The sequence below is a fragment of the Streptomyces sp. WMMC500 genome, assembly GCF_027497195.1.
In the GTDB taxonomy this organism is placed as follows: Bacteria; Actinomycetota; Actinomycetes; order Streptomycetales; family Streptomycetaceae; genus Streptomyces.
Genome location: NZ_CP114905.1, coordinates 1,423,378 through 1,441,708, shown reverse-complemented (window position 1 = coordinate 1,441,708; position 18,331 = coordinate 1,423,378). Strand labels below are relative to the sequence as shown.

Annotated in this window: 13 protein-coding genes; 9 read left to right on the top strand and 4 right to left on the bottom strand. The window is 70.1% G+C overall.

The features are described from left to right. Genes O7599_RS05795 through O7599_RS05780 form a run of 4 tightly spaced genes read left to right on the top strand, consistent with a single transcriptional unit; the run spans position 1 to position 5,552 of the window. Positions 1–204: an MbtH family protein gene (locus tag O7599_RS05795; RefSeq protein ID WP_281621011.1), complete on the top strand. Its 204-nt coding sequence runs from the start codon at positions 1–3 to the stop codon at positions 202–204. Beyond that, the gene (locus O7599_RS05790) at positions 201–3,110 is read left to right on the top strand and encodes a beta-ketoacyl synthase N-terminal-like domain-containing protein (protein WP_281621010.1); all 2,910 of its coding nucleotides are present in this window, start codon (positions 201–203) and stop codon (positions 3,108–3,110) included. Before O7599_RS05795 ends, O7599_RS05790 begins: the two co-directional genes overlap by 4 nt. Beyond that, positions 3,110–3,865 (top strand): alpha/beta fold hydrolase, encoded by a 756-nt coding sequence (locus O7599_RS05785; RefSeq protein WP_281621009.1) that lies wholly within the window; start codon positions 3,110–3,112, stop codon positions 3,863–3,865. Before O7599_RS05790 ends, O7599_RS05785 begins: the two co-directional genes overlap by 1 nt. After that, complete coding sequence (locus O7599_RS05780) at positions 3,831–5,552, top strand: acyl-CoA dehydrogenase family protein (RefSeq protein ID WP_281621008.1); 1,722 nt, start codon at positions 3,831–3,833, stop codon at positions 5,550–5,552. Before O7599_RS05785 ends, O7599_RS05780 begins: the two co-directional genes overlap by 35 nt. 179 nt (positions 5,553–5,731) lie before the next feature. On the opposite strand, the gene O7599_RS05775 is transcribed toward O7599_RS05780, so the two are convergent. Continuing rightward, complete coding sequence (locus O7599_RS05775; RefSeq protein ID WP_281621007.1) at positions 5,732–6,307, bottom strand: SMI1/KNR4 family protein; 576 nt, start codon at positions 6,305–6,307, stop codon at positions 5,732–5,734. Between the two features lie 385 nt (positions 6,308–6,692). On the opposite strand from O7599_RS05775, the gene O7599_RS05770 reads away from it, so the two are divergent. The 5 genes from O7599_RS05770 (at position 6,693) to O7599_RS05750 (ending at position 16,289) form a co-directional block, all read left to right on the top strand. Beyond that, complete coding sequence (locus O7599_RS05770; protein ID WP_281621006.1) at positions 6,693–7,139, top strand: iron-sulfur cluster assembly accessory protein; 447 nt, start codon at positions 6,693–6,695, stop codon at positions 7,137–7,139. 481 nt (positions 7,140–7,620) lie between these two features. After that, positions 7,621–8,784, top strand: coding sequence for an ROK family protein (locus O7599_RS05765; protein ID WP_281621005.1), 1,164 nt, complete (start codon positions 7,621–7,623; stop codon positions 8,782–8,784). 158 nt (positions 8,785–8,942) lie between these two features. Further along, a complete protein-coding gene (locus tag O7599_RS36875) occupies positions 8,943–10,319 on the top strand; it encodes an RNA polymerase sigma factor (RefSeq protein WP_348652587.1) in 1,377 nt (458 codons plus the stop codon). Beyond that, positions 10,316–11,572, top strand: a complete 1,257-nt coding sequence (locus tag O7599_RS05755; RefSeq protein WP_281621003.1) for a hypothetical protein — start codon at positions 10,316–10,318, stop codon at positions 11,570–11,572. Before O7599_RS36875 ends, O7599_RS05755 begins: the two co-directional genes overlap by 4 nt. A gap of 28 nt (positions 11,573–11,600) precedes the next feature. Next, positions 11,601–16,289, top strand: coding sequence for an FtsK/SpoIIIE domain-containing protein (locus O7599_RS05750; RefSeq protein ID WP_281621002.1), 4,689 nt, complete (start codon positions 11,601–11,603; stop codon positions 16,287–16,289). 103 nt (positions 16,290–16,392) lie between these two features. On the opposite strand, the gene O7599_RS05745 is transcribed toward O7599_RS05750, so the two are convergent. The 3 genes from O7599_RS05745 to O7599_RS05735 all read right to left on the bottom strand — a co-directional run bounded on the left by O7599_RS05745 (position 16,393) and on the right by O7599_RS05735 (position 18,303). Further along, entirely contained in the window at positions 16,393–16,872 is a 480-nt protein-coding gene (locus O7599_RS05745) for a hypothetical protein (RefSeq protein WP_281621001.1), read from the bottom strand. Between the two features lie 33 nt (positions 16,873–16,905). Continuing rightward, positions 16,906–17,211, bottom strand: a complete 306-nt coding sequence (locus O7599_RS05740; protein WP_281621000.1) for a hypothetical protein — start codon at positions 17,209–17,211, stop codon at positions 16,906–16,908. Positions 17,212–17,277: 66 nt separating this feature from the next. After that, positions 17,278–18,303 carry a serine/arginine repetitive matrix protein 2 gene (locus O7599_RS05735; protein ID WP_281620999.1) on the bottom strand — a complete coding sequence of 342 codons (1,026 nt, stop codon included), beginning with the start codon at positions 18,301–18,303 and terminating at the stop codon, positions 17,278–17,280. Positions 18,304–18,331: the final 28 nt, after the last annotated feature.

The window sequence follows — 18,331 nt, the reverse complement described above, 5'->3', positions numbered from 1 at the left end:
ATGCCCTTCGACGAGCGCACGGACTTCGTCGTGGTGCGCAACCACGAGGACCAGTACTCGATCTGGCCGGCCGAACTGCCCAGGCCGCCGGGTTGGACCGACGAGCCGGTCCGCGGGTCGAGGGCTCACTGCCTGGCGCACATCGACGAGGTCTGGAAGGACATGCGCCCGAGAAGTCTCCGTGAGGCGGTCGATCACTCGTGAGCGACCCGGAGTTTGAAAGCACGTCGGTCGCGATCATCGCGATGGCGGGGCGCTTCCCCATGACAAGGGACGTCGACGATCTCTGGCGACACCTCCTCGCCGGGGACGACCTGATCACCAGATTCCCCGAGGCGGGTGACGGGCACGCGGTGCCCGCCTACGGCGTCACCCCGGAGGCGGAGTGGTTCGACGCCGGCTTCTTCGGCTACTCCCCGGCGGAGGCGCTGCTGCTCGACCCTCAGCAGCGGGTGTTCCTCGAGTGCTGCGTGGAGGCACTGGAGTGCGCAGGCTGTGACCCGGTGCGGTACACCGGCCTGATCGGTGTGTACGGGGGGAGTGGCGCAAGCTCCCACGCGGACCGGGTGAGGAGGGACCACGCCGTGGGCGGGACGGTGCCGGAGTGGCACGTGCAGCTCGCGACCGGAGCCGACTTCCTGACCACACGGGCGGCCTACAAGCTGGGCCTGCGCGGTCCGGCTGTCACGGTGCAGACGGCGTGCTCCACCTCGCTCGTCGCCGTCCACCTCGCCGTGCAGGCTGTGCTCGCCGGCGAGTGCGACATCGCGCTGGCCGGCGGGGTCAGCATCCGCGCCCCGTACCCGGTCGCGATCCCGGAGGAGGGCGGGATCTTCGCGCCGGACGGCTACTGCCGATCTTTCGACGCACGGGCGCGTGGCACGGTCGGCGCGGACGGCGCGGGTGTCGTCGTCCTCAAGCACCTGCCCGACACCCTTCAGGACGGTGACCACATCCACGCGGTGATCCGGGGCTCCGCCGTGAGCAACGACGGCCTCGACAAGGTCGGTTTCACCGCGCCGAGTGTGACCGGGCAGGCCGCGGCGATCGGGACCGCGTACGCCGTCGCCGGTGTAGACGTCGCCACGGTCGGATACGTAGAGGCGCACGGCACCGGCACCGCCATGGGAGACCCGATCGAGATCCGTGCCCTCGACTCGGCGTTCCGCGCCGGCACCCATCGCGTCGGGTACTGCCGCGTCGGGTCGGTCAAGTCGAACCTCGGGCACACCGACACCGCCTCCGGCGTCATCGGGCTCATGAAGGCGGCATTGGCCGTCGAGCACGGCGTCATCCCGGCCAGCCTGCACGTCGAGGAGCCGAACGAGGAGATCGACGGCAGCCCGTTCGTGGTGGCGAGCGAGCTGACGCCGTGGCCGGAGTCTGCCGCCCCGCGCAGAGCCGGGGTGAACTCGCTGGGCATTGGAGGCACCAACGCTCATGTCGTCCTGGAACAGGCACCCGAGCCGCGGCGGCGGATGCCCGACGCCGGACCGCAGCTCCTGCCGCTGTCAGCGCGGAGCCGGCAGGCCCTCGCCGACGCGGTCACACGACTGGCCGACCACCTCGCGGCGAACCCCGGAGTCGTGCTCGCGGATGTCGCGTGGACACTCCAGACCGGCCGGCGCGAGCACGAGCACAGAACCCATGTCGTCGCCTCCGACCCCAGTGCGGCAACCCGGTCGCTGCGTGCGACGGCGGGCCGCGCCCGAGACGGTGGCTCCCCGCCAGCGGTCACCTTCCTGTTCCCCGGCCAGGGTGGCCAACACCCGGGGATGGGGCGCGAGCTGTACGCGTGGTCCACCGCGTTCAGCGACAGAGTCGACACCTGCGTCGACCTGCTCGACGCGGAGTTGGGCGCGGCGGTACGGACGACGCTGCTCGCGGACCCGAATGAACCACGGGCGTTCGAGGCAACTCGGAAACACCTGGAGACCATGGAACTAGCGCAACCCGTGCTCTTCGTACTGGAGCACGCGCTCGCCGGCCTCTGGCGGTCCTGGGGCGTGGCGCCGACGAGCGTGCTGGGACACAGTCTCGGCGCGTACGCGGCGGCCTGCGAGGCGGGCGTGCTCTCCACGGCGGACGCGTTGGACCTCGTCGTCACCCGAGGCAGGCTACTCGGCAGCCTCCCGGACGGGGCGATGCTGGCGGTCCCGCTGTCCGAGACCGAGATCGAGGCGGTGCTGCCCGCAGAGCTGTCCGTCGCGGCGGTCAACGGCGCCGAGCAGTGCGTGGTGTCCGGGCCCGCGGCCGCAGTAGCGGCGTTCGAGGCGGAGCTGACCGGGCGCACGATCGAGACCCGCAGGCTCCGGGTCTTCAGCGCCGCCCACTCCCACCTGGTCGACTCCGTGCTGACCGAGTTCGGCGACCGCGTACGGGGCATGGAACTGCGGGCGCCGGCGCTGCCGTGGATCTCCGACACGCACGGCCGGCTCGTCACCCCGGACCAGGCACGGGACCCGCGGTACTGGGTCGAGCACCTCCGGCGGACCGTGCGCTTCGGTGCCGCACTGTCCACAGCGCTCAGCGGGACGCCCGGTGTGCTCCTCGAGGTGGGACCAGGACGCACACTCACCACGCTGGCCCGGCACCAGGGGACGACCTCGGCCGGGCACGGCCTGCTCGCCAGCCTGCCGCACGCCATCGAGGAGACCTCCGCACGGGACGCGGTGCTCGACGCCGCCGGCGGCCTCTGGTCCCACGGCGTGCCCCTGGAGTGGGAACGGCTGCATCACGTACGCCCCCACCGGGTCTCGCTGCCCACCTACCCGTGGCAGCGCGAGCACTACGCTCCGTCCGCCGAAGCGGTCTCCGCCCCGCCCGCGCCGGCACCGCTCGACCCGAGCCCGGTCGCGACGGCGTGGCCGCCCGGCACCGAGGACGAACGCCGGCTCGCGGCGGCGTTCTGCGAGGTGCTCGGGCTCGACGAGGTAGCGGTCGACGACAACTTCTTCGCGCTGGGCGGTGACTCGCTGATCGCCGCCCGGCTGGCCGGGCTGATCAAGCGCGACTTCGGCATCGCGGTCACGGTACGCACCATCCTCCTCTCGCCGAGCGTCGCCGAGCTGCTGCCCCAGCTCAAGGAACGGGAAACGAGGGAGGCTTGATGGCAGTGCCCTGGCTGCTGTGCAGGAAGCGCCGACCGGACGTCCGGCTGAGGCTGTACTGCTTCCCGCACAGCGGTGCCTCACCCGGCGAGTACATGCGCTGGTCCGACGAGCTGACCGACGTCGAGGTGGTCGGAGTACAGGCACCCGGCCGGGGCGGCCGGCTCACCGAGCCGCCGTTCACGAGGATGACGGAGCTGGTCCGGGCCGTCGTGGCCGAGGCGGAGTTCGCGGCACCGTTCGCGTTCTTCGGGCACAGCCTCGGCGCCCTGACCGCCTACGAGGTGGCGGGCGCACTCCGGAACGCCGGCCGGCCGACTCCTGTGTTACTGGTCGTGTCCGCTCTGGGAGCACCCCACGTGCAGCCACTACGGACGCCAACGCACGAGCTCACCGACGAACAGATGATGGCGGCCGGGGCGGCCGGCTTCGGGCACCTGCCCGCCATCGTCCAGGACGACCCGGAGATGCTGCGGATCGTCCTGACGTGCATGCGGGCGGACGCCGAGATCCTCGACACCTACCGGCCCACGCCCGGCGCGCGGCTGGACGTCCCGGTCGTCGCGCTGGGTGGCCTGGACGACGACGAAACCGCCCACTTGCCGGGGTGGGCCGACCACAGCACACACCCACTGGACCTGCGCATCCTGCCCGGCGGTCACTTCTACCTGAGAGAACACCATGACGGCGTCCTTCGGATCATCCGCGACTCGATCCGCGATGTACAGTCCACGGCCGACGGATCCGCCCGGTGAGCGGAACCCCGGCGTCAGCCTGTCCAACGAGCTCTTCCTCGGCACCCTGCGCTGGGACCTGCTCCACCCGTTCCCCACGCAGGATGACGCCGACCGGCGGGTCGGCGACGAGCATGTCATTGAGCTCACCGAGCATCTGCGCGCGAACGTGGATCCGACCCAGGTGGACACTTCCCGCGAGCTGCCCGCCGAGTTGGTCGAGGTGCTGCGCGCCAAGGGGTACCTCCGGTTGCTGGTGGACCGGAAGGACGGCGGTCTCGGCCTGTCCCCTTACAACGCATTCCGGCTCATCGAGACGGCCGCGAGCTGGTCGATACCCGTCGCGAACGTGATGAGCACCGGCAACGGGTGGGGCGCGGGGGCGTACCTGCGGATGCTGCCAGAGGGCCCGCTGCGGGAGGTGATCCGCGAACACGTGGTAGAGGGAAACTTCTCCGGGCGTGCCGACACGGAGCCGGCGGGCGCGGGCAACAGCCGCCAGAACACCACGGCGACACCGGCCGAGGGCGGCGACGCCTACCTGCTCAACGGCGAGAAGGTGTTCATCGGCAACGGCACGGTCGCCGACCTCCTCGACGTCACCGCTACCGTCGTCGACGACGGTGTGCCGTCGAGTGCTTCGTTCTTCGTCGACACCACGACACCCGGGCTGGAGGTCGTGACCCGCCAGGACTTCATGGGGTTGGGCGGCGCCCCCATCGCGAACCTGATGCTCACCGACGTCCGCGTACCGCGCTCGCTCATGCTCAGCGGCGCGGAACTGGACGGGTTCGGGCGCGGGGTCAAGGAGTTCATTTACCTCGCCAGGACGTTGGGCGTGGTCCCGCCGTCACTCGCTATCGCGAAGCTGTGCCTCGCGTGGCAGCGCGAGTTCGTCAACCGCAGACGTGTCGATGACCGGCCACTCGCCGCATACGAGGCGATCGAACGCGCCGTCGCGCTGTCCGTGGCCGACACGTTCGCCATCGAGTCGTTCACCCGCTGGACGATGCTGGGCCGGGGCGCGGACCTCCTGCACGAACACGCGGCACTCAAGAACATCGCTTCGCTGACGTGCTGGCGTGTCCTGGACCGGACGGTGGGGCTGCTCGGCGGTGAGGGGCTCGAGACCGCGGCGAGCAAGGCCCGCCGCGGGACGACACCCCTGCCGGTCGAACGCTTCTATCGCGACGCCCGAGGACTGCGCGTGCTCGGCGGGGTCGACTTCCTGGTGGACTACCTGGCCGGGCGCATCCGGCTGACCGACTGCTACTACGACCGGACCTACACCCCCGTCCCGGGCGACGCGTTGGTGGCGGCCCGGCGGGCCGTCGCCGAGTACGACGCCGAACACGTGGAGTTCGTGACCGAGCAGGCGGCTCGGCTGGGCAGGGAGTGCCGCAAACTGACCCAGCGCCACCTGGACCGCGAGGACCTCTTCGCGCGTCAGCACGCGGTGATCACACTCAACAGGATCGCCAACGAACTGCTCACCATGGCGTCCGTGCTGGCCCGTTCGGCGGCTGGCGACGACGAGCCCGCGCTCGCGAGCGTCTACTGCGCCGATGCGCGGCCACGTCTCGTGGAACTGTGGGCGCAGCTCGACGCCGGCGGTCAGGACCACGCCGACGTCACCGCACGATGGCTTGACGGGCGTGGCTACGAGACGCTGCTGGGAGACGCGGTCACGGCGCTTCCTGACCGATGAGTAAGGGGTTCGCTCGGTCTTTGAGGACGAGCGAGATGTGGCAGGTGTATCCGCGTGGGGACCGGGTGCCGCCCCACGGTGATGCCCCCGTCATCAAACCGAGGCAGTGCGCGATGGAGTACCAGGAGTCCGGGACCTCGCACGAGAACCCGCGCGGCGACCAAACCGGCATTCTCGCTTCACAGTTTGGTGGACTTCCTCCAGAGGCTGGTTACGAGTACAGCGAAATTGTCGTAAGGTTCTGGATCGACTCCGTAGCCGGGCCACCACTCGTACGCCGTCCACTCGCGGTTCTCCGCGTTGCCGGTGTGAAGCAACCAGCGGCCGCCGGCCCCACCGTTGTCATCGGAGACCAGCAGACAGCGCTCAAGCGTGGTGATCCAAGCCGCGAAGTCCGGTGCGGACCACGCATCGAGAAGGTCGGGTTCGGCTGTGGAGAACCACTCGATCTGCTCAGCCTTGAGCAGATCGAGGGAATAGGACATCCTGCTGAAGCCATTGCTGGCCAGCAGGAAGTTCCGGTAAGTCGGCGGCAGTCGCACCCCGAGCCGCAGCTCAGCAGCAGTGATCGCTTCTTCGCTCGTCGGCTCAGAGCCCAGCCACCTGGCCCGACGTTGACTCTCAGTCACCAGCGGCCGTTCCCTGAACCCGTCCTCATCGGCTTGGCGCAGGTACTCCGAGTTCAGGAACTCGGAGCTGTAACTGCGAAGGAAATCTCGCCACTCGACGACGCTCAGCGGTGGAGGCGGAGGCATGTGTGAACTCCTTGCGGCAGCACTTGGCTGGTGCTTTCCCGTGATTCTCCAGAACTCCTGCCACGAGTTGACGATTATTTTCAGTTGCTTGTGCGCGGTCGGTTGAACGCGTCTCGACAAGAGCTTACGCGACGGCAAGACGCTCACAGGACGGCAAGGGCGGGATTAATGTGCCCAGGGTGGGACCATTTCCGATCCGGGTGGGCTGATCCGCTCACGGCTTCTCGCATCTGGGGCTTCGCGGCCGACCCTGGCGAAGCTGGACTCGGCCTGGCGAACTGAGTAAATCAAGTCACGCACGCTCATCGGTGAACCCGGGCAAGGGAGGAGGCCGTTGTTCCCACGGATGCCCGGGTTCGGAGCGTCGAGCGAAGGAAGGCTTTGCATGTTGCACGAGACGTTCGGTAGGTCGACGTGGCTGGTGGAACTCACGGATGCAACGGTAGCTAAGGTCACCGATCTGCTGCGACACGAGGAGGCCGGTGTGGCACTACAGATCTCGGTGCAACCCGGCGGCTGCTCGGGGCTGCGCTACCAACTTTTCTTCACTGAGCGGTATGCGAAGGCCCTCGCCAGAGCGCTGGCTGAACATGACGACGAGGAGCATGTGGAAGGCGACGATCCGGAGACGGCAGCCCAGCGCGCTTCTCTCGCTTCGGATGAGATGTCGGTGATGTGGTTTGGTCGGTTCGCCATGCTGATCGATCCGAAGAGCGGCCCTCATCTGCAGGGGGCATGCATCGATTACCAGGACACGCTGCAGAAGTCGGGATTCACGATCGACAACCCGAACGCGAAGGGTTCCTGCGCCTGCGGCGACTCGTTCCAGTGAACAGTCCAATGGATACCGCAACGGCCGGTGGCCGGACACCACGTGACCGGCTCCGGTCGACAGACCGGAACTTCCGGGGCGACGGCGGTGACCCCCCGGGGGGCTGTCTGACGTTCGGTTCAACTCCTGATCATGAACGAAGCGCCAGTGACCAGGAACGACAGAACCTGCACCGAGAACGAGGCTCGGTGCGGCCGGTGCCGCAGACGGAGCGCTGCATCGAGCCCGTTCTGTGGTGACCGGCGTGCCGCTCCGGGTTTGCGGTGGTTGGGGGTTGTCGTCGCAGCCGGCGAACTTGTCGGCGGATCACTGCATCTGACGGTGTGGAGGGTCGCGCGGCATGTCCGGGGGTGCGCTGCCCGTCGTGCCGCTGGCGCGGCGTCTCCTGATCGGGGAGGAAGGTTCGATGGGGCACTCATTGCGCAGGGAGAACGTACGTCGCAGGGTGCGCGGGGTCCGCGCGCGACACGAGGAACTGGTGATGGAGCTGCTCCGTCGGCGCGGTCCGCTCAGCCGCGCCGAACTGGTCGCGTCCAGCGGGCTGTCGCGTACCCGGCTCTACGACGTGGTGGCCGCGCTGGTGGCTGACGGTGTGCTGAGCGTGTCGGTGCCCCGGGCCTCGCGGCGCGCGCGGGGCCGGCCGGCCGAGCAGGTGGCCATCAACCCCACCGCCAACCGCGTCGTCGGAATCGACTTCGGACGCCACGTAGTCCGGGTCGCCGCGGTCGACACCGCTTGCCACACCGTCATCGGAACGGCCGGCGAAGAGCACGGCCCAGATGCGTCGTGGCAAGGGCGGGTGGAGACAGCCTGGCGGCTGTTGGCCCGGCTTACCGGCGACTTCGCGCGGCCCGGGGCCCTGCACGCGGTGGGTGTGGGGCTGGCAGGACCGGTGCGCCGCCCGGGGCAGCAGGGTCGTACCGGGGAGGTGGCCGCGCTGGTCAGCCGGCGCTTCGGAACCACCACCCGGCTGGACAGCCACGCCCGGCTGGCGGCGTTGGCCGAGTCCACATGGGGCGCCGCCAGCGGTCGTCGGGACGTGCTCTACGTGCACCTCTCGCACTCCATAAGCGGCGGGCTCCTGGTCGGTGGCACGCTGCACTACGGCGTGCACGGCCTGTCGGGCGAAGTCGGGCACATCGCCGTCTCTCCCGACGGCCCGCCCTGCAACTGCGGCCGTACCGGATGCCTGCAGACCGTCGCCGGCATCCCCGCGGTGCTCGATGCCTACCGCAGGGCCGGCGGCACCGCCCTCAGCCTGTCCGAACTGAGCGCCGCGGCGAACGCCGGAGATATCACCGCCAACAGCATTCTGCGCGACACAGGCAGGCGCGTCGGACAGGCCCTGGCCACCTTCTGCCACGTCATCTCCCCTGAGGCCATCGTCGTCGGGGGCGAACTCCTCCACACCGGCCCGGTGCTGATGAACGCGATCCGTCACGAACTCGACGCGAGTACCCCCTGCCGCACACTCACCCCGATCTCTCTGCATCCTGCGGCCCTTGGGGAGTCCAACGGCGCCCTCGGCGCTATCGCCCAACTCCTGCCCCACAAGCCGAATCTGCCTGTTGACGTCATCGCTGTCCCCGCAAGCCGCCACGAGCCGGCTTCGAGAATGACGAAACCACGGGCGACGGTGAGGTGAAGGGGGAGCGGCGGCGGGTGAGGCCGGTGCCCGCGACGACACCGGGGAATCGGCGGCACTCGCATTTCCCAGGTACGCAATCGACTTGCGGGTCGATATCGACGCGGCCGATTCATCCGAGGGCTCCACACGCGGGGGCAGGCGCGACGCTCTGGGACATGTCCGCGTCGATATCGACCCTCAGTACTCACGTTGGCATGTGGACAGAAAGGGGGCAAGAGGTGCGAGGCTGGACTAATTCGCCTTCTTTTCGGATTAAGTGGCCCCGACGCCGGGGTCAGCCGGGGCGCTGCGCGCTGCTCGGTGACCTCGACGGCGACGGGCGGATGGCCCTTCGGTGGGTGCTGCCACGGCCGGCCGCCAACCGGCCGGCGCCCAGCGGTCGATCGAATGCGCCAAGTGCATATGCCAATTCCAGGGGTGAGAGGGTCTCCGGGCCCAGGCGGCGAGGGATCCCCGTTGGGCTCTTGCCCCGGCACGTGTGGGAACCGCACTGCCTTTGCTCGTTCCCGGCCCACCGGTGGCCGGTTACGTTGCAGTCTCCCGCGGGAGCGGGCTCCGTTGCGGACGCGCGACGGGGCGTCTCCGGTGCAGGAGTCGACGGTATTTGCAGTCGTGACCATTGCGATCCGTGCCTGACCGAATCGGGTTCGCAGTGTGTGGGAGTCGTGCCTGTGTGTCTATGTGCTCAGGGTCGCCCTGCCGGGCCGGGTCTCAGCAGGACGCGGAGAGTTCCTGCCTTCCCGGCTCACAATGTGCACATGCGAAGCCCGTACGGGCGTGGATATCGTGCCGGTTTCGTACTGGTGTGCCAATACCCCAAAGATCATGGACCGTCGTCTCGCCGGATCACGAACCGGACGTCGAGCCCAGGTCAGCACCCGTTGGAGCCAAAAGCGATGTCTCACGCTCAGCCAGCCCACGCCCTTGCCGCCGTTCAACCGGCGCCGGCGGCGGAGCCCGTTCCCACACAGGCGCCCGTCGCGCGGCTCGGCGGCCGTGGCCGACAGGTTCGGTCGTCCGCCGCCGAGCAGTACCGGAGCCGACTCCTGAGATACGTCAGCCGGCTGACTGCCGGGGACACACACCGGGCCGAGGACATCGTGCAGGAGACGATGCTCCGTGCATGGCTCTCGGCCGAGGAGTTCCTCGACGAAGAGGGTGGGTTTCCCCGAGACGAGGATCATCTCGCCGCCTGGCTGCACACCGTCGCCCGCAACCTTGCGATCGACGCCTACCGCCGCGACCGCAGGCTCGTGCCGATCGGCGGCAAGCCTGCGACCATACGCTCCGCCGCCGCCGACGACGCGGTCGAGGAAGGGACCGATACGGTGGCCGACGGTGTCATCGACCGCGTCGTCGTCGTCGGCCTGCTGGCCCGCCTGGCCCCCCACCACCGGGACGTCCTGATCCACGTCCACCTGTTCGATCGCTCCCGGGAAGAGACCGGGCGTCTCCTGGGCATCCCCACGGGCACCGTCAAGTCGCGCCTGCACTATGCGCTGTCCATGCTGCGTGAGGAGCTTGCGGCGTGAACACAACCGACCCCATCGAGTTCATCAGCCGGCATCGCGACACCATCTTCCGCTGGCTGGGCATCTTCGGTGTCCTGCTGGTGGTCTTCCTGATCCTCCGTTTCATAGCGATGCGGATGGGCGGCTGGCGCGCCGCGTGGCGGCGAGTGCGCCGGGAGTGCGCGATCAGCGGCCATGCCTTCGCCGCGCCTGTCCGCGCCTGGCTTCGCCACCGCCGCTCGCTGCGCTTCCTGGTGTGGGCTCTGGGCACGACGGAGACCTGGCGGGATGCCGAACGGGCCCTGGCCGCCGCGCGCCAGGCCGCCGCCCCGGTCGGCGGCAGGCCGTACGCGGCGCTGGTGGACGCGGACACGGTGACGGTGCTGCTGGCGGGCCGGCGGGTCCCGCCACCCGAGGAGGAGCCCTGGTGGTGGGACGAGGCTCCCGACGAGTGGAGTGTGGACCGCCTCGACCTGCCGCCGGTGGTGCCCGTGCCGGGGCAGTCCCCTCCGGTTCTCGTCGCGCTCGGCGACACCGACCGCCGCTGCACGTTCCTCGACGTCGCCACCGGCCCGCGGCTGCTGGACATCGTGGGCGATCACCGATCCCGCCTCGCCCTGTACCAGGCGGTCGCCGCCCAGCTCGACGCCCGGCTGCCGGAAGGGCTGGCCGTGGTCGCCGAGGGCGTGCACGCGCAGATCCCCGGCGAGCCGGTCCGTCACGCTTACCGCACCGCACAGCGCATCAGATCCCGGCACGGGATCGCGCCCGCGCTCATCACCGCGGAACTGCCCGACCCCCTGCCCGGCGAACTCGCCGAGCCACCCGGAGATCCGGCAGGCCCGCTGATCGTGCTGCCGGGGGCGGCGCGCGGGTACCGGCGCACCCTGCTGACCGACCAGCACGGTCAGGTAGCCCTGGCCGGGACGCCGCTGCTGGCCATGAGCAACGCGCTCGGAAGGGCAATCGCCCAAGTCGCCTTCGCCATCCCGCCCGCACTGCCGCCCGCGCCGCCAGGCGGCGAAGCGACGGGGCCGGAGGCAGACCGCGCTTTCGCGGAGCTGGAGGACGACGACGAGACCTGGACGGAAACGGCGGACGAGGCCGGGGAAGTCGTGCCGGCCCGGCAGGCCACCCGCGTGCACGGCCCCCCGGTGGCGGAGTCCGACCTCGACGAGGAGAGCGAAGCGGAGCCCGTGGAAGAACACGAGCACGCCGGGCATCCGGGCGAGTCCGCGGCCTTCGGCCTCTCGCCCACTTCGTCCGCACGCTGACAACTGCCGTCTACCCGAGGACTCTTCCGTGAAGCTCACCGTAACCGCCGCGGATCCACAGGGCCGGATCACCGACCACCTGCTCGACCTGCCCGAGCACGCCACCGTCGGCGAGCTTGGTTCGGCGCTGGACAGCCCTCGGCTGTACCTCGGCGAGCACCCGCTCGACGCCGACGCGCCGCTCGGCGTAGGTGGCGTCCGGGACGGTGCGCTGCTCGGCCTCGGCGCCCCGGTCCCGCCCCGCCCCCGCGCCGCCCGCTCGTGGCGGCCACCGGCCGGCGACCTCGGACTGCTGGAGCTGCGGCACGTCTCGGGGCCGGGCGCCGGCCGCGTGTGGCGGCTCGCCCCCGGCAGCTACGAGGCCGGCACCGACCGCGGCTGCGCCATCCGGCTCGCCGCGGACGGCGGCGGGGACGCCGCGATAGCCGGCACCGGCGAGTCCGGGCACCGCGGGGGAGCAGGCGGGGGGCTTCCGGAGCGCGGCACGTGGATCACTGTGCACGTCGACGGCTCCGCCAGCTTTCTGCTGCCCGAGGACACCGACCCGGACCGCTGCGGCCTGCGTAGCCTCACCCCCCCACCCCCGGTCGACCCGGAGACCGGCACCCCACTGACCGAGGAGGAGCCCGCCGGACGCGAGGACGGAGGTCCCGGCGGCCACAGCGTCGAGCCGCCGCCCGCCGGGCCCGACGGCCTGCCAGAACCGCCACCGCTGCTACCCCCTGGGCAGCTTCCGCCGCCACACGACGGCTCGCGGGAGTGGCCGCTTCACGCCGATCTCGCACTTGGCGACCATCTGCTGCGGTTGACGCCGCCGTTCGAGCCGGATGCCGCCGTCAAGCCCGCCGCGGACGGCATGACCCTGGAGTACAACCGCCCCCCGCGCATCACCCCGCACCTGGACTCCGAGAACCTCAGCCTGCCGGGACCGCCCTCCCCGACCGGCCCCCGGCCGTTCCCCTTCCTGCTGATGATGTCTCCGATGGTCATGGGCATCGCCATGATCCTGGTCTTCCGTTCCTTCTACTTCCTGATCCTCATCGCCTTCAGCCCGCTGATGGCGGTCGGGAACTGGGTGACGGGCCGACGCGCCAACCGTAAGCAATTCCAGCAGCAACTACGACGCTACCGGCTGCGCCGCGCGTCGCTCGAACGCGGCATGTACCGGGCCACCGTCGAGGAACGCCACCAGCGCAACACCGCATCCCCGGACCCGGCGGCCGTACTGCTCACCGCCGTCGGGCCCGGGCACCAACTGTGGGAGCGCCGCCGGCACCACCCCGACTACCTCACGCTGCGCCTGGGCACGGTGGCTCGCGCCTCGCTCAAGCGCATCTCCGACCAGGCCAGGGAGCAGAACCACAAGACGGTGCACTGGCGGCTGGCCGACGTGCCGATCGGCACCGAGCTGCCCCGGCTCGGCGTCGTCGGGCTCACCGGCACCGACCGGACGGCGCGCGGCGTGGCCCGTTGGGTCGTGGCTCAGGCCGCCGTGCTGCACAGCCCCCGCGACCTGCAGATCGTCATCCTCACCGAGGACCGGCACGCGGACGACTGGGCCTGGGTGCGCTGGCTGCCGCACCTGCGCCCGCGCCGTCCAGGGCCTGGGGGGCAGCCGTTGATCTGCCTGGGCAACGACGAGGAGTCCACCGCGCAGCGGATCAGCGAGCTGTACGCCGACATCCAGAACAGAGCCGCCGCGGCGGCGGAGCGGCAGGAACCCTCCGGCGGCGCGCCGGAGATCCTCGTCCTGCTGGACGGCGCGTACCGGCTGCGCGACATGCCCGGGGTAGTGAGCATCCTCACCCAGGGACCGGCCGTCGGGGTGTACAGCATCTGCATGGAGGAACAGGCGAACCGGCTGCCCGAGGAGTGCACGACCGTCGTCTCCGCCGCGGCCGACCGGCTCACCATCCGCTCCTCCGGCGTCCCCACGGTGGACGACGTCCGCGCCGACCAGGTGGAACCGGCGTGGTGCGAGGAGATGGCCCGCGCCCTGGCGCCGATCCGGGACGTGAGCGTGGACGACGACGGCGGACTGCCCACCGAGCTGCGGCTGCTGCCGCTGATCGGCCAGGAGCCGCCGAACCCCGAGGCGCTGATACGGGCCTGGGAGGTCTTCCCCGCCAGCACAGCCTTCGTGGTCGGCGCAGGCTTCGAGGGAACGGCCCACCTGGACCTGGCGGCCGACGGCCCGCACGGCCTGATCGGCGGCACCACCGGCGCCGGCAAGTCGGAGCTGCTCCAGACGATGATCGCCTCACTGGCCGCCGTCAACCGGCCCGACGAACTCATCTTCGTGCTCATCGACTACAAGGGCGGCGCCGCGTTCCGCGAGTGCGCCAAGCTCCCGCACACCCTGGGCATGATCACCGACCTGGACGGGCACCTGACGCAGCGCGCCCTGGCCTCCCTCGACGCCGAACTGCGCCGCCGCGAACAGGTGCTCGCCGACGTCGGCGTCAAGGACCACCTGGAGTACCGCGCCAAGCGGGCCCGGGAGCCGGAACTGCCGCCGCTGCCCCGCATGCTGGTGATCATCGACGAATTCGCCACCCTGGTGCGTGAGCTGGTGGAGTTCGTGCCGGGACTGATCAGCCTGGCCCAGCGCGGCCGTTCGCTCGGCCTGCACCTGCTGCTGGCCACCCAGCGCCCCGCAGGCGCCGTCAGCAACGACATCCGCGCCAACACCAACCTGCGCATCGCCCTGCGCGTCACCGACCGCACCGAGAGCCAGGACATCCTCGGCTCCAACAACGCCGCCGGCATCTCGCCCGCAACCCCCGGCCGTGCGCTGGTCCGCCGCGACGACGGCGCGCCGGTCCCGTTCCAGACCGCCTTCGTCGGTGCGGAACGCGCGTCCGAGGACACCACGGAGGCGGCGGTCCCGGCCTCCCGGACAGTGCGCGGCGCCGAGCTGACCTGGTCGACGCTCGGCCGGCCCGTTCTGCTGCCCCCCGTCGCCGGCGGCGACCCCGAGGAGACCGTGACCGCCGGGCCGGAACCGGCCGCGCAGAAGGAGGCCGCAGAGGACCCGCCGACGGACCTGTCCGTCCTGGTCGAGGCCATCCGCGCGGCCACAGCGGCGCTCCCCGGCTTCGAGCCGCTGCCGCCCCCCTGGCTCCCGCCGCTCGAAGAGGAGATCGCCCTGCGCGAGCCCTCCGTGAGCCCCCCGCCCGGGGTCCTGCGGCTGCCGCCCGTGCCGTACGTCCTCTTCGACCTGCCGCATGAGCAGCAACGCGCGCCGGGGAGCATCGACTTCGCCACCTTCGGCCACCTCTACGTGATCGGCGCGCCCCGGTCCGGCCGCACGCAGACGCTGCGGACCATCGCCGGCTCCGCCGCCCTGCACCTGGCCGCCGACCAACTCCACATCTACGGCATCGACGCGGCCGGCGGCGGCCTCACCCCGCTGGAGTCGCTGCCCCACTGCGGCGCGGTCGTCTCGCGTCACGACACCGAACGAATCGGCCGCCTGGTACGGCGGCTGCTCAGCGAACTCACCGAGCGCCAGAGCATGCTCGCCACGCACAACGTCAGCTCCCTGACGGAACTGCGGGCCAAGCTGCCCGCCGCGGAGCGCCCCGCCCACCTGCTGGTGCTCCTCGACGGCTGGGACGCGCTCAACGAGACGCTGGACAAGCTCGACGGCGGCCGGCTGATGGACGAGCTGATGCGCCTGCTACGCGAGGGCGCCGCGGCCGGCATCCATGTCATCGCCACCTCCGAACGCAGGCTCCTCGGCGGCCAGGCGGGACAGCACAACGACCGGCGGATCTTGCTGCGCCAGACCGACCGCATGGACTTCGGCCTCATAGGCGTCAACCGCAAGGCGGTGCCGCAGCACGTGCCGCCGGGCCGGGGCTGGCACGGGCCGGGCGGCGCGGAGGGGCAGATCCTCACCCTGCCACTGAACGCCGCGGCCAAAGGCGACGACCAGGCCGACGCACTGCTTGCCATCGGCCGGCAGGCCACGGCACGCGACACCGGCGTGGCGCAGGAGCGACGGCCGTTCCGGGTCGACGAACTGCCCGCGATGATCGGCTTCAACGAGGCCGCGGAGCTGATCCCCGAGGAGAACCGCCGCCCGCTCTGGGCACTGCTCGGCATCGGCGGGGACGACGCACGGGCGGTGGGCCACGACTTCGCCAAGGGCGGCGCGTACATCGTCGCCGGGCCTCCGCACAGCGGCAGGTCCACCGCGCTGGCAGCGATGTGCCTGTCCCTGGCAATGGCAGGCACCGCCCTGGTCGTGCTCACCCCCAGGGAATCACCGCTGCGTGCGCTCACCCAGCATGGCCTGGCCCGGCTCATCGACCATCCGGATCCGCCGCCCGAGGCGGTGAACGAGGCGCTGGAGGCGGCGCAGGGGCGTCCCACGGTTCTCGTCGTCGACGACGCCGAGTTGATGACGGCAGGGCGCGCGGACCAGGTGCTGCGCTCGGTCGCCTCGGCCGGGCGGGAGCGCGGTCTCGGGCTGCTGGCGGCCGGTACGGCCGAAGGTCTGAGCACCACGCTCGGCTGGGTCGGCCTGGCCCGGCGCGGTCGGCGCGGTCTCCTGCTGGGGCCGAAGCACGTGGGTGAAGGAGACCTGATCGGCGCCCGGCTGACGCCCGAGCACCTCCTCCCGGCGGCTGCGCCAGGGCGCGCGTGGATCGCAGACCAGGCCGGCCGCCCCGTGGGGGTGCAGGTTCCGCACACCGTGTTCCAGGAGTGAGCGGAATCGAGAAACCGGGGATATCCCGGCGGCCGTGACCCGGAGCCGCGCACAGGAGTGCCCGGGTGCCCGCCGTCCTGGGCACCCGGGCACGAATGGGGGGTCAGGGTTGCACGGCCTGTGGTCCGCCGTTGTTCGACTGGGAGATACCCGGGGTGTACACCGTGTGGTCGTCGCTCCAGCTTCCGGTGTCCCCGGCACCGGGAGGCGGATTCCAGTCCGGCACGCCGGGCTTGTCGGAGTGCACCTCCTCAGCGCTCGTCTCGAAGCCGCCCTTGCCGTCGATGCTCGAAAGGGTCGCCGCGAACATATCGGCGTCCTGGGTCTTGAACGCATCGCTGATCTGGGTGAGCAGGTTGGCGTAGACCTGGATCGCGGACGCCGCCTGCTGGAGGGACTTGCTGAACTCCGTGTAGGCGGTGTTCAGCGCGGGGCTCGCCTGCTCCAGATACAGCCCGTTGTCGAGCAAATTACTGACCTTGCCGATGAGACCGTAGATCGCGGGCACGATGATGTCGCACTGCTGGCTCATCTTGTGGCTGGTATCGGCGATACCCTGGTAATCGGCAGATATATCGGGCATCTGCCCTCCCTCATTCTCGTTTCGAGCTGGTCACTAGGCCGGCTGGCGAATGTTCTCGGCGTACTTCTGGTCGAACTCCATCATGCCGTTCTTGATCTGAACGAATTGATGGGCGAACGACTCGACCTGGTCGCACAGCAGGGTCAGGCTGTGATGGACGCGGTTGTACATGTCCTCGATGGCAGCGCCCGTCTTCGGCATGATCAGGTCGGTGCCGATGCCGTCGTCGATCGCGGCCTTGGCCGCGTCCTTGGCGGGAATGAGCGTGTTCTGGTTGACGCTGCGCATCTCGGCAGCACAATCTTCGACGTCCTGGTAAGTGATGGAGACGTTGGCCATGGTGCAGTGCTTCCTCTCATGACATGAGCTGGGTCGGCATCGGGTCTCGTTGTTTTTCTTACCCGATCATATTTTGTTGGTCGTCCACGGAGACTCGGGAATCTCGGCGCCCCCATCGTCCTCATCCTCGCCGGACTCCCCGCCACCGTGGTCGCTGTGCCACTTGTCGAACGGTCCTTCGCGGAAATACGTCTCCTTGTCGGTGATGCGCTCGCCGTCCTCGACGTACGACTCGGTGGTCGTGCGGGTGCCGGATCCGTCGTCGTTGATCGCGAAGTGGTCCACCGTTCTGATGCCGTCCGGGCTCTCGGAGACGACGGTGTAGTCACGGCTGTCGTAGGAGCGCCCGTCGGGTGTCTCGTGGAGCTCCGGCGGTCCGTCGTATGCGGTGCTCAAGGTGACGACCTCCCCACCCGCGGAGGTGACCGTCGTCTCCTCCTTGATGACGTTGTCGTGGTCGTCGTACGACAGCTCGATCTTGACCGAGCTGCCGTCGGGACCGGTGTAACGCACCTCACTCGGCGGCTCCGCCGGCGGTTCATCGGGCTCAGGACCGGGCGGCTGCGGGGGGTTCTCGTCGTTCTCCCAGTCTTTGCACCACTCGGGTCGGTCCTCTCCCTGGCAGACCTCGTAGATGTCGGCGTCCGGGTGCTCGCGGAAGTAGTCGCCGGCGCCGATGCTGTCCAGATAGTCGTTCCAGGCGGTCTTGTCCTGCACCCAGTCATCGTGCGCTTCCTTCTGCGCCTGCCAGTCGTCCGCCTTCGCGTTGGCGACCGAGCTCGCGGCGCTCGCGGCGAGCATGCCGTCCTGCTGGAAGAGCGCGTCGGCGAGGCCCCCGAACATGTCGCCGAACATGGTCAGCTTTTCCTCGCCCTCCGCGAAGCGCGCCCTTGAGTCGCGGTAGAAGACCCCGAAGACGATGGCGAGATCCACGTTGCCGAAGATCGAAACGTGCTCGTCGGTAGACAGGGTGCTCATGGTGTCGTACGCGGTATCGGCCTCGCCGCCGGCACGTTCGATGAGCTCGTGCATCCCCTTCTGCATGGCGTGCAGCTTGTCGTAGTCCAGGGCGAAATCTGGCTGACCGGCCATGGTGGCCTCCGATGAGGCGTGAGGTTGC

Excerpts from the sequence above, each read along its gene's own strand:
- O7599_RS05795 (WP_281621011.1), top strand. The coding sequence starts at position 1 with ATGCCCTTCGACGAGCGCACGGACTTCGTCGTGGTGCGCAACCACGAG.
- O7599_RS05785 (WP_281621009.1), top strand. The coding sequence starts at position 3,110 with ATGGCAGTGCCCTGGCTGCTGTGCAGGAAGCGCCGACCGGACGTCCGG.
- O7599_RS05780 (WP_281621008.1), top strand. The coding sequence starts at position 3,831 with ATGTACAGTCCACGGCCGACGGATCCGCCCGGTGAGCGGAACCCCGGC.
- O7599_RS05775 (WP_281621007.1), bottom strand. The coding sequence starts at position 6,307 with ATGCCTCCGCCTCCACCGCTGAGCGTCGTCGAGTGGCGAGATTTCCTT.
- O7599_RS05770 (WP_281621006.1), top strand. The coding sequence starts at position 6,693 with ATGTTGCACGAGACGTTCGGTAGGTCGACGTGGCTGGTGGAACTCACG.
- O7599_RS05765 (WP_281621005.1), top strand. The coding sequence starts at position 7,621 with ATGGAGCTGCTCCGTCGGCGCGGTCCGCTCAGCCGCGCCGAACTGGTC.
- O7599_RS36875 (WP_348652587.1), top strand. The coding sequence starts at position 8,943 with ATGTCCGCGTCGATATCGACCCTCAGTACTCACGTTGGCATGTGGACA.
- O7599_RS05745 (WP_281621001.1), bottom strand. The coding sequence starts at position 16,872 with ATGCCCGATATATCTGCCGATTACCAGGGTATCGCCGATACCAGCCAC.
- O7599_RS05740 (WP_281621000.1), bottom strand. The coding sequence starts at position 17,211 with ATGGCCAACGTCTCCATCACTTACCAGGACGTCGAAGATTGTGCTGCC.
- O7599_RS05735 (WP_281620999.1), bottom strand. The coding sequence starts at position 18,303 with ATGGCCGGTCAGCCAGATTTCGCCCTGGACTACGACAAGCTGCACGCC.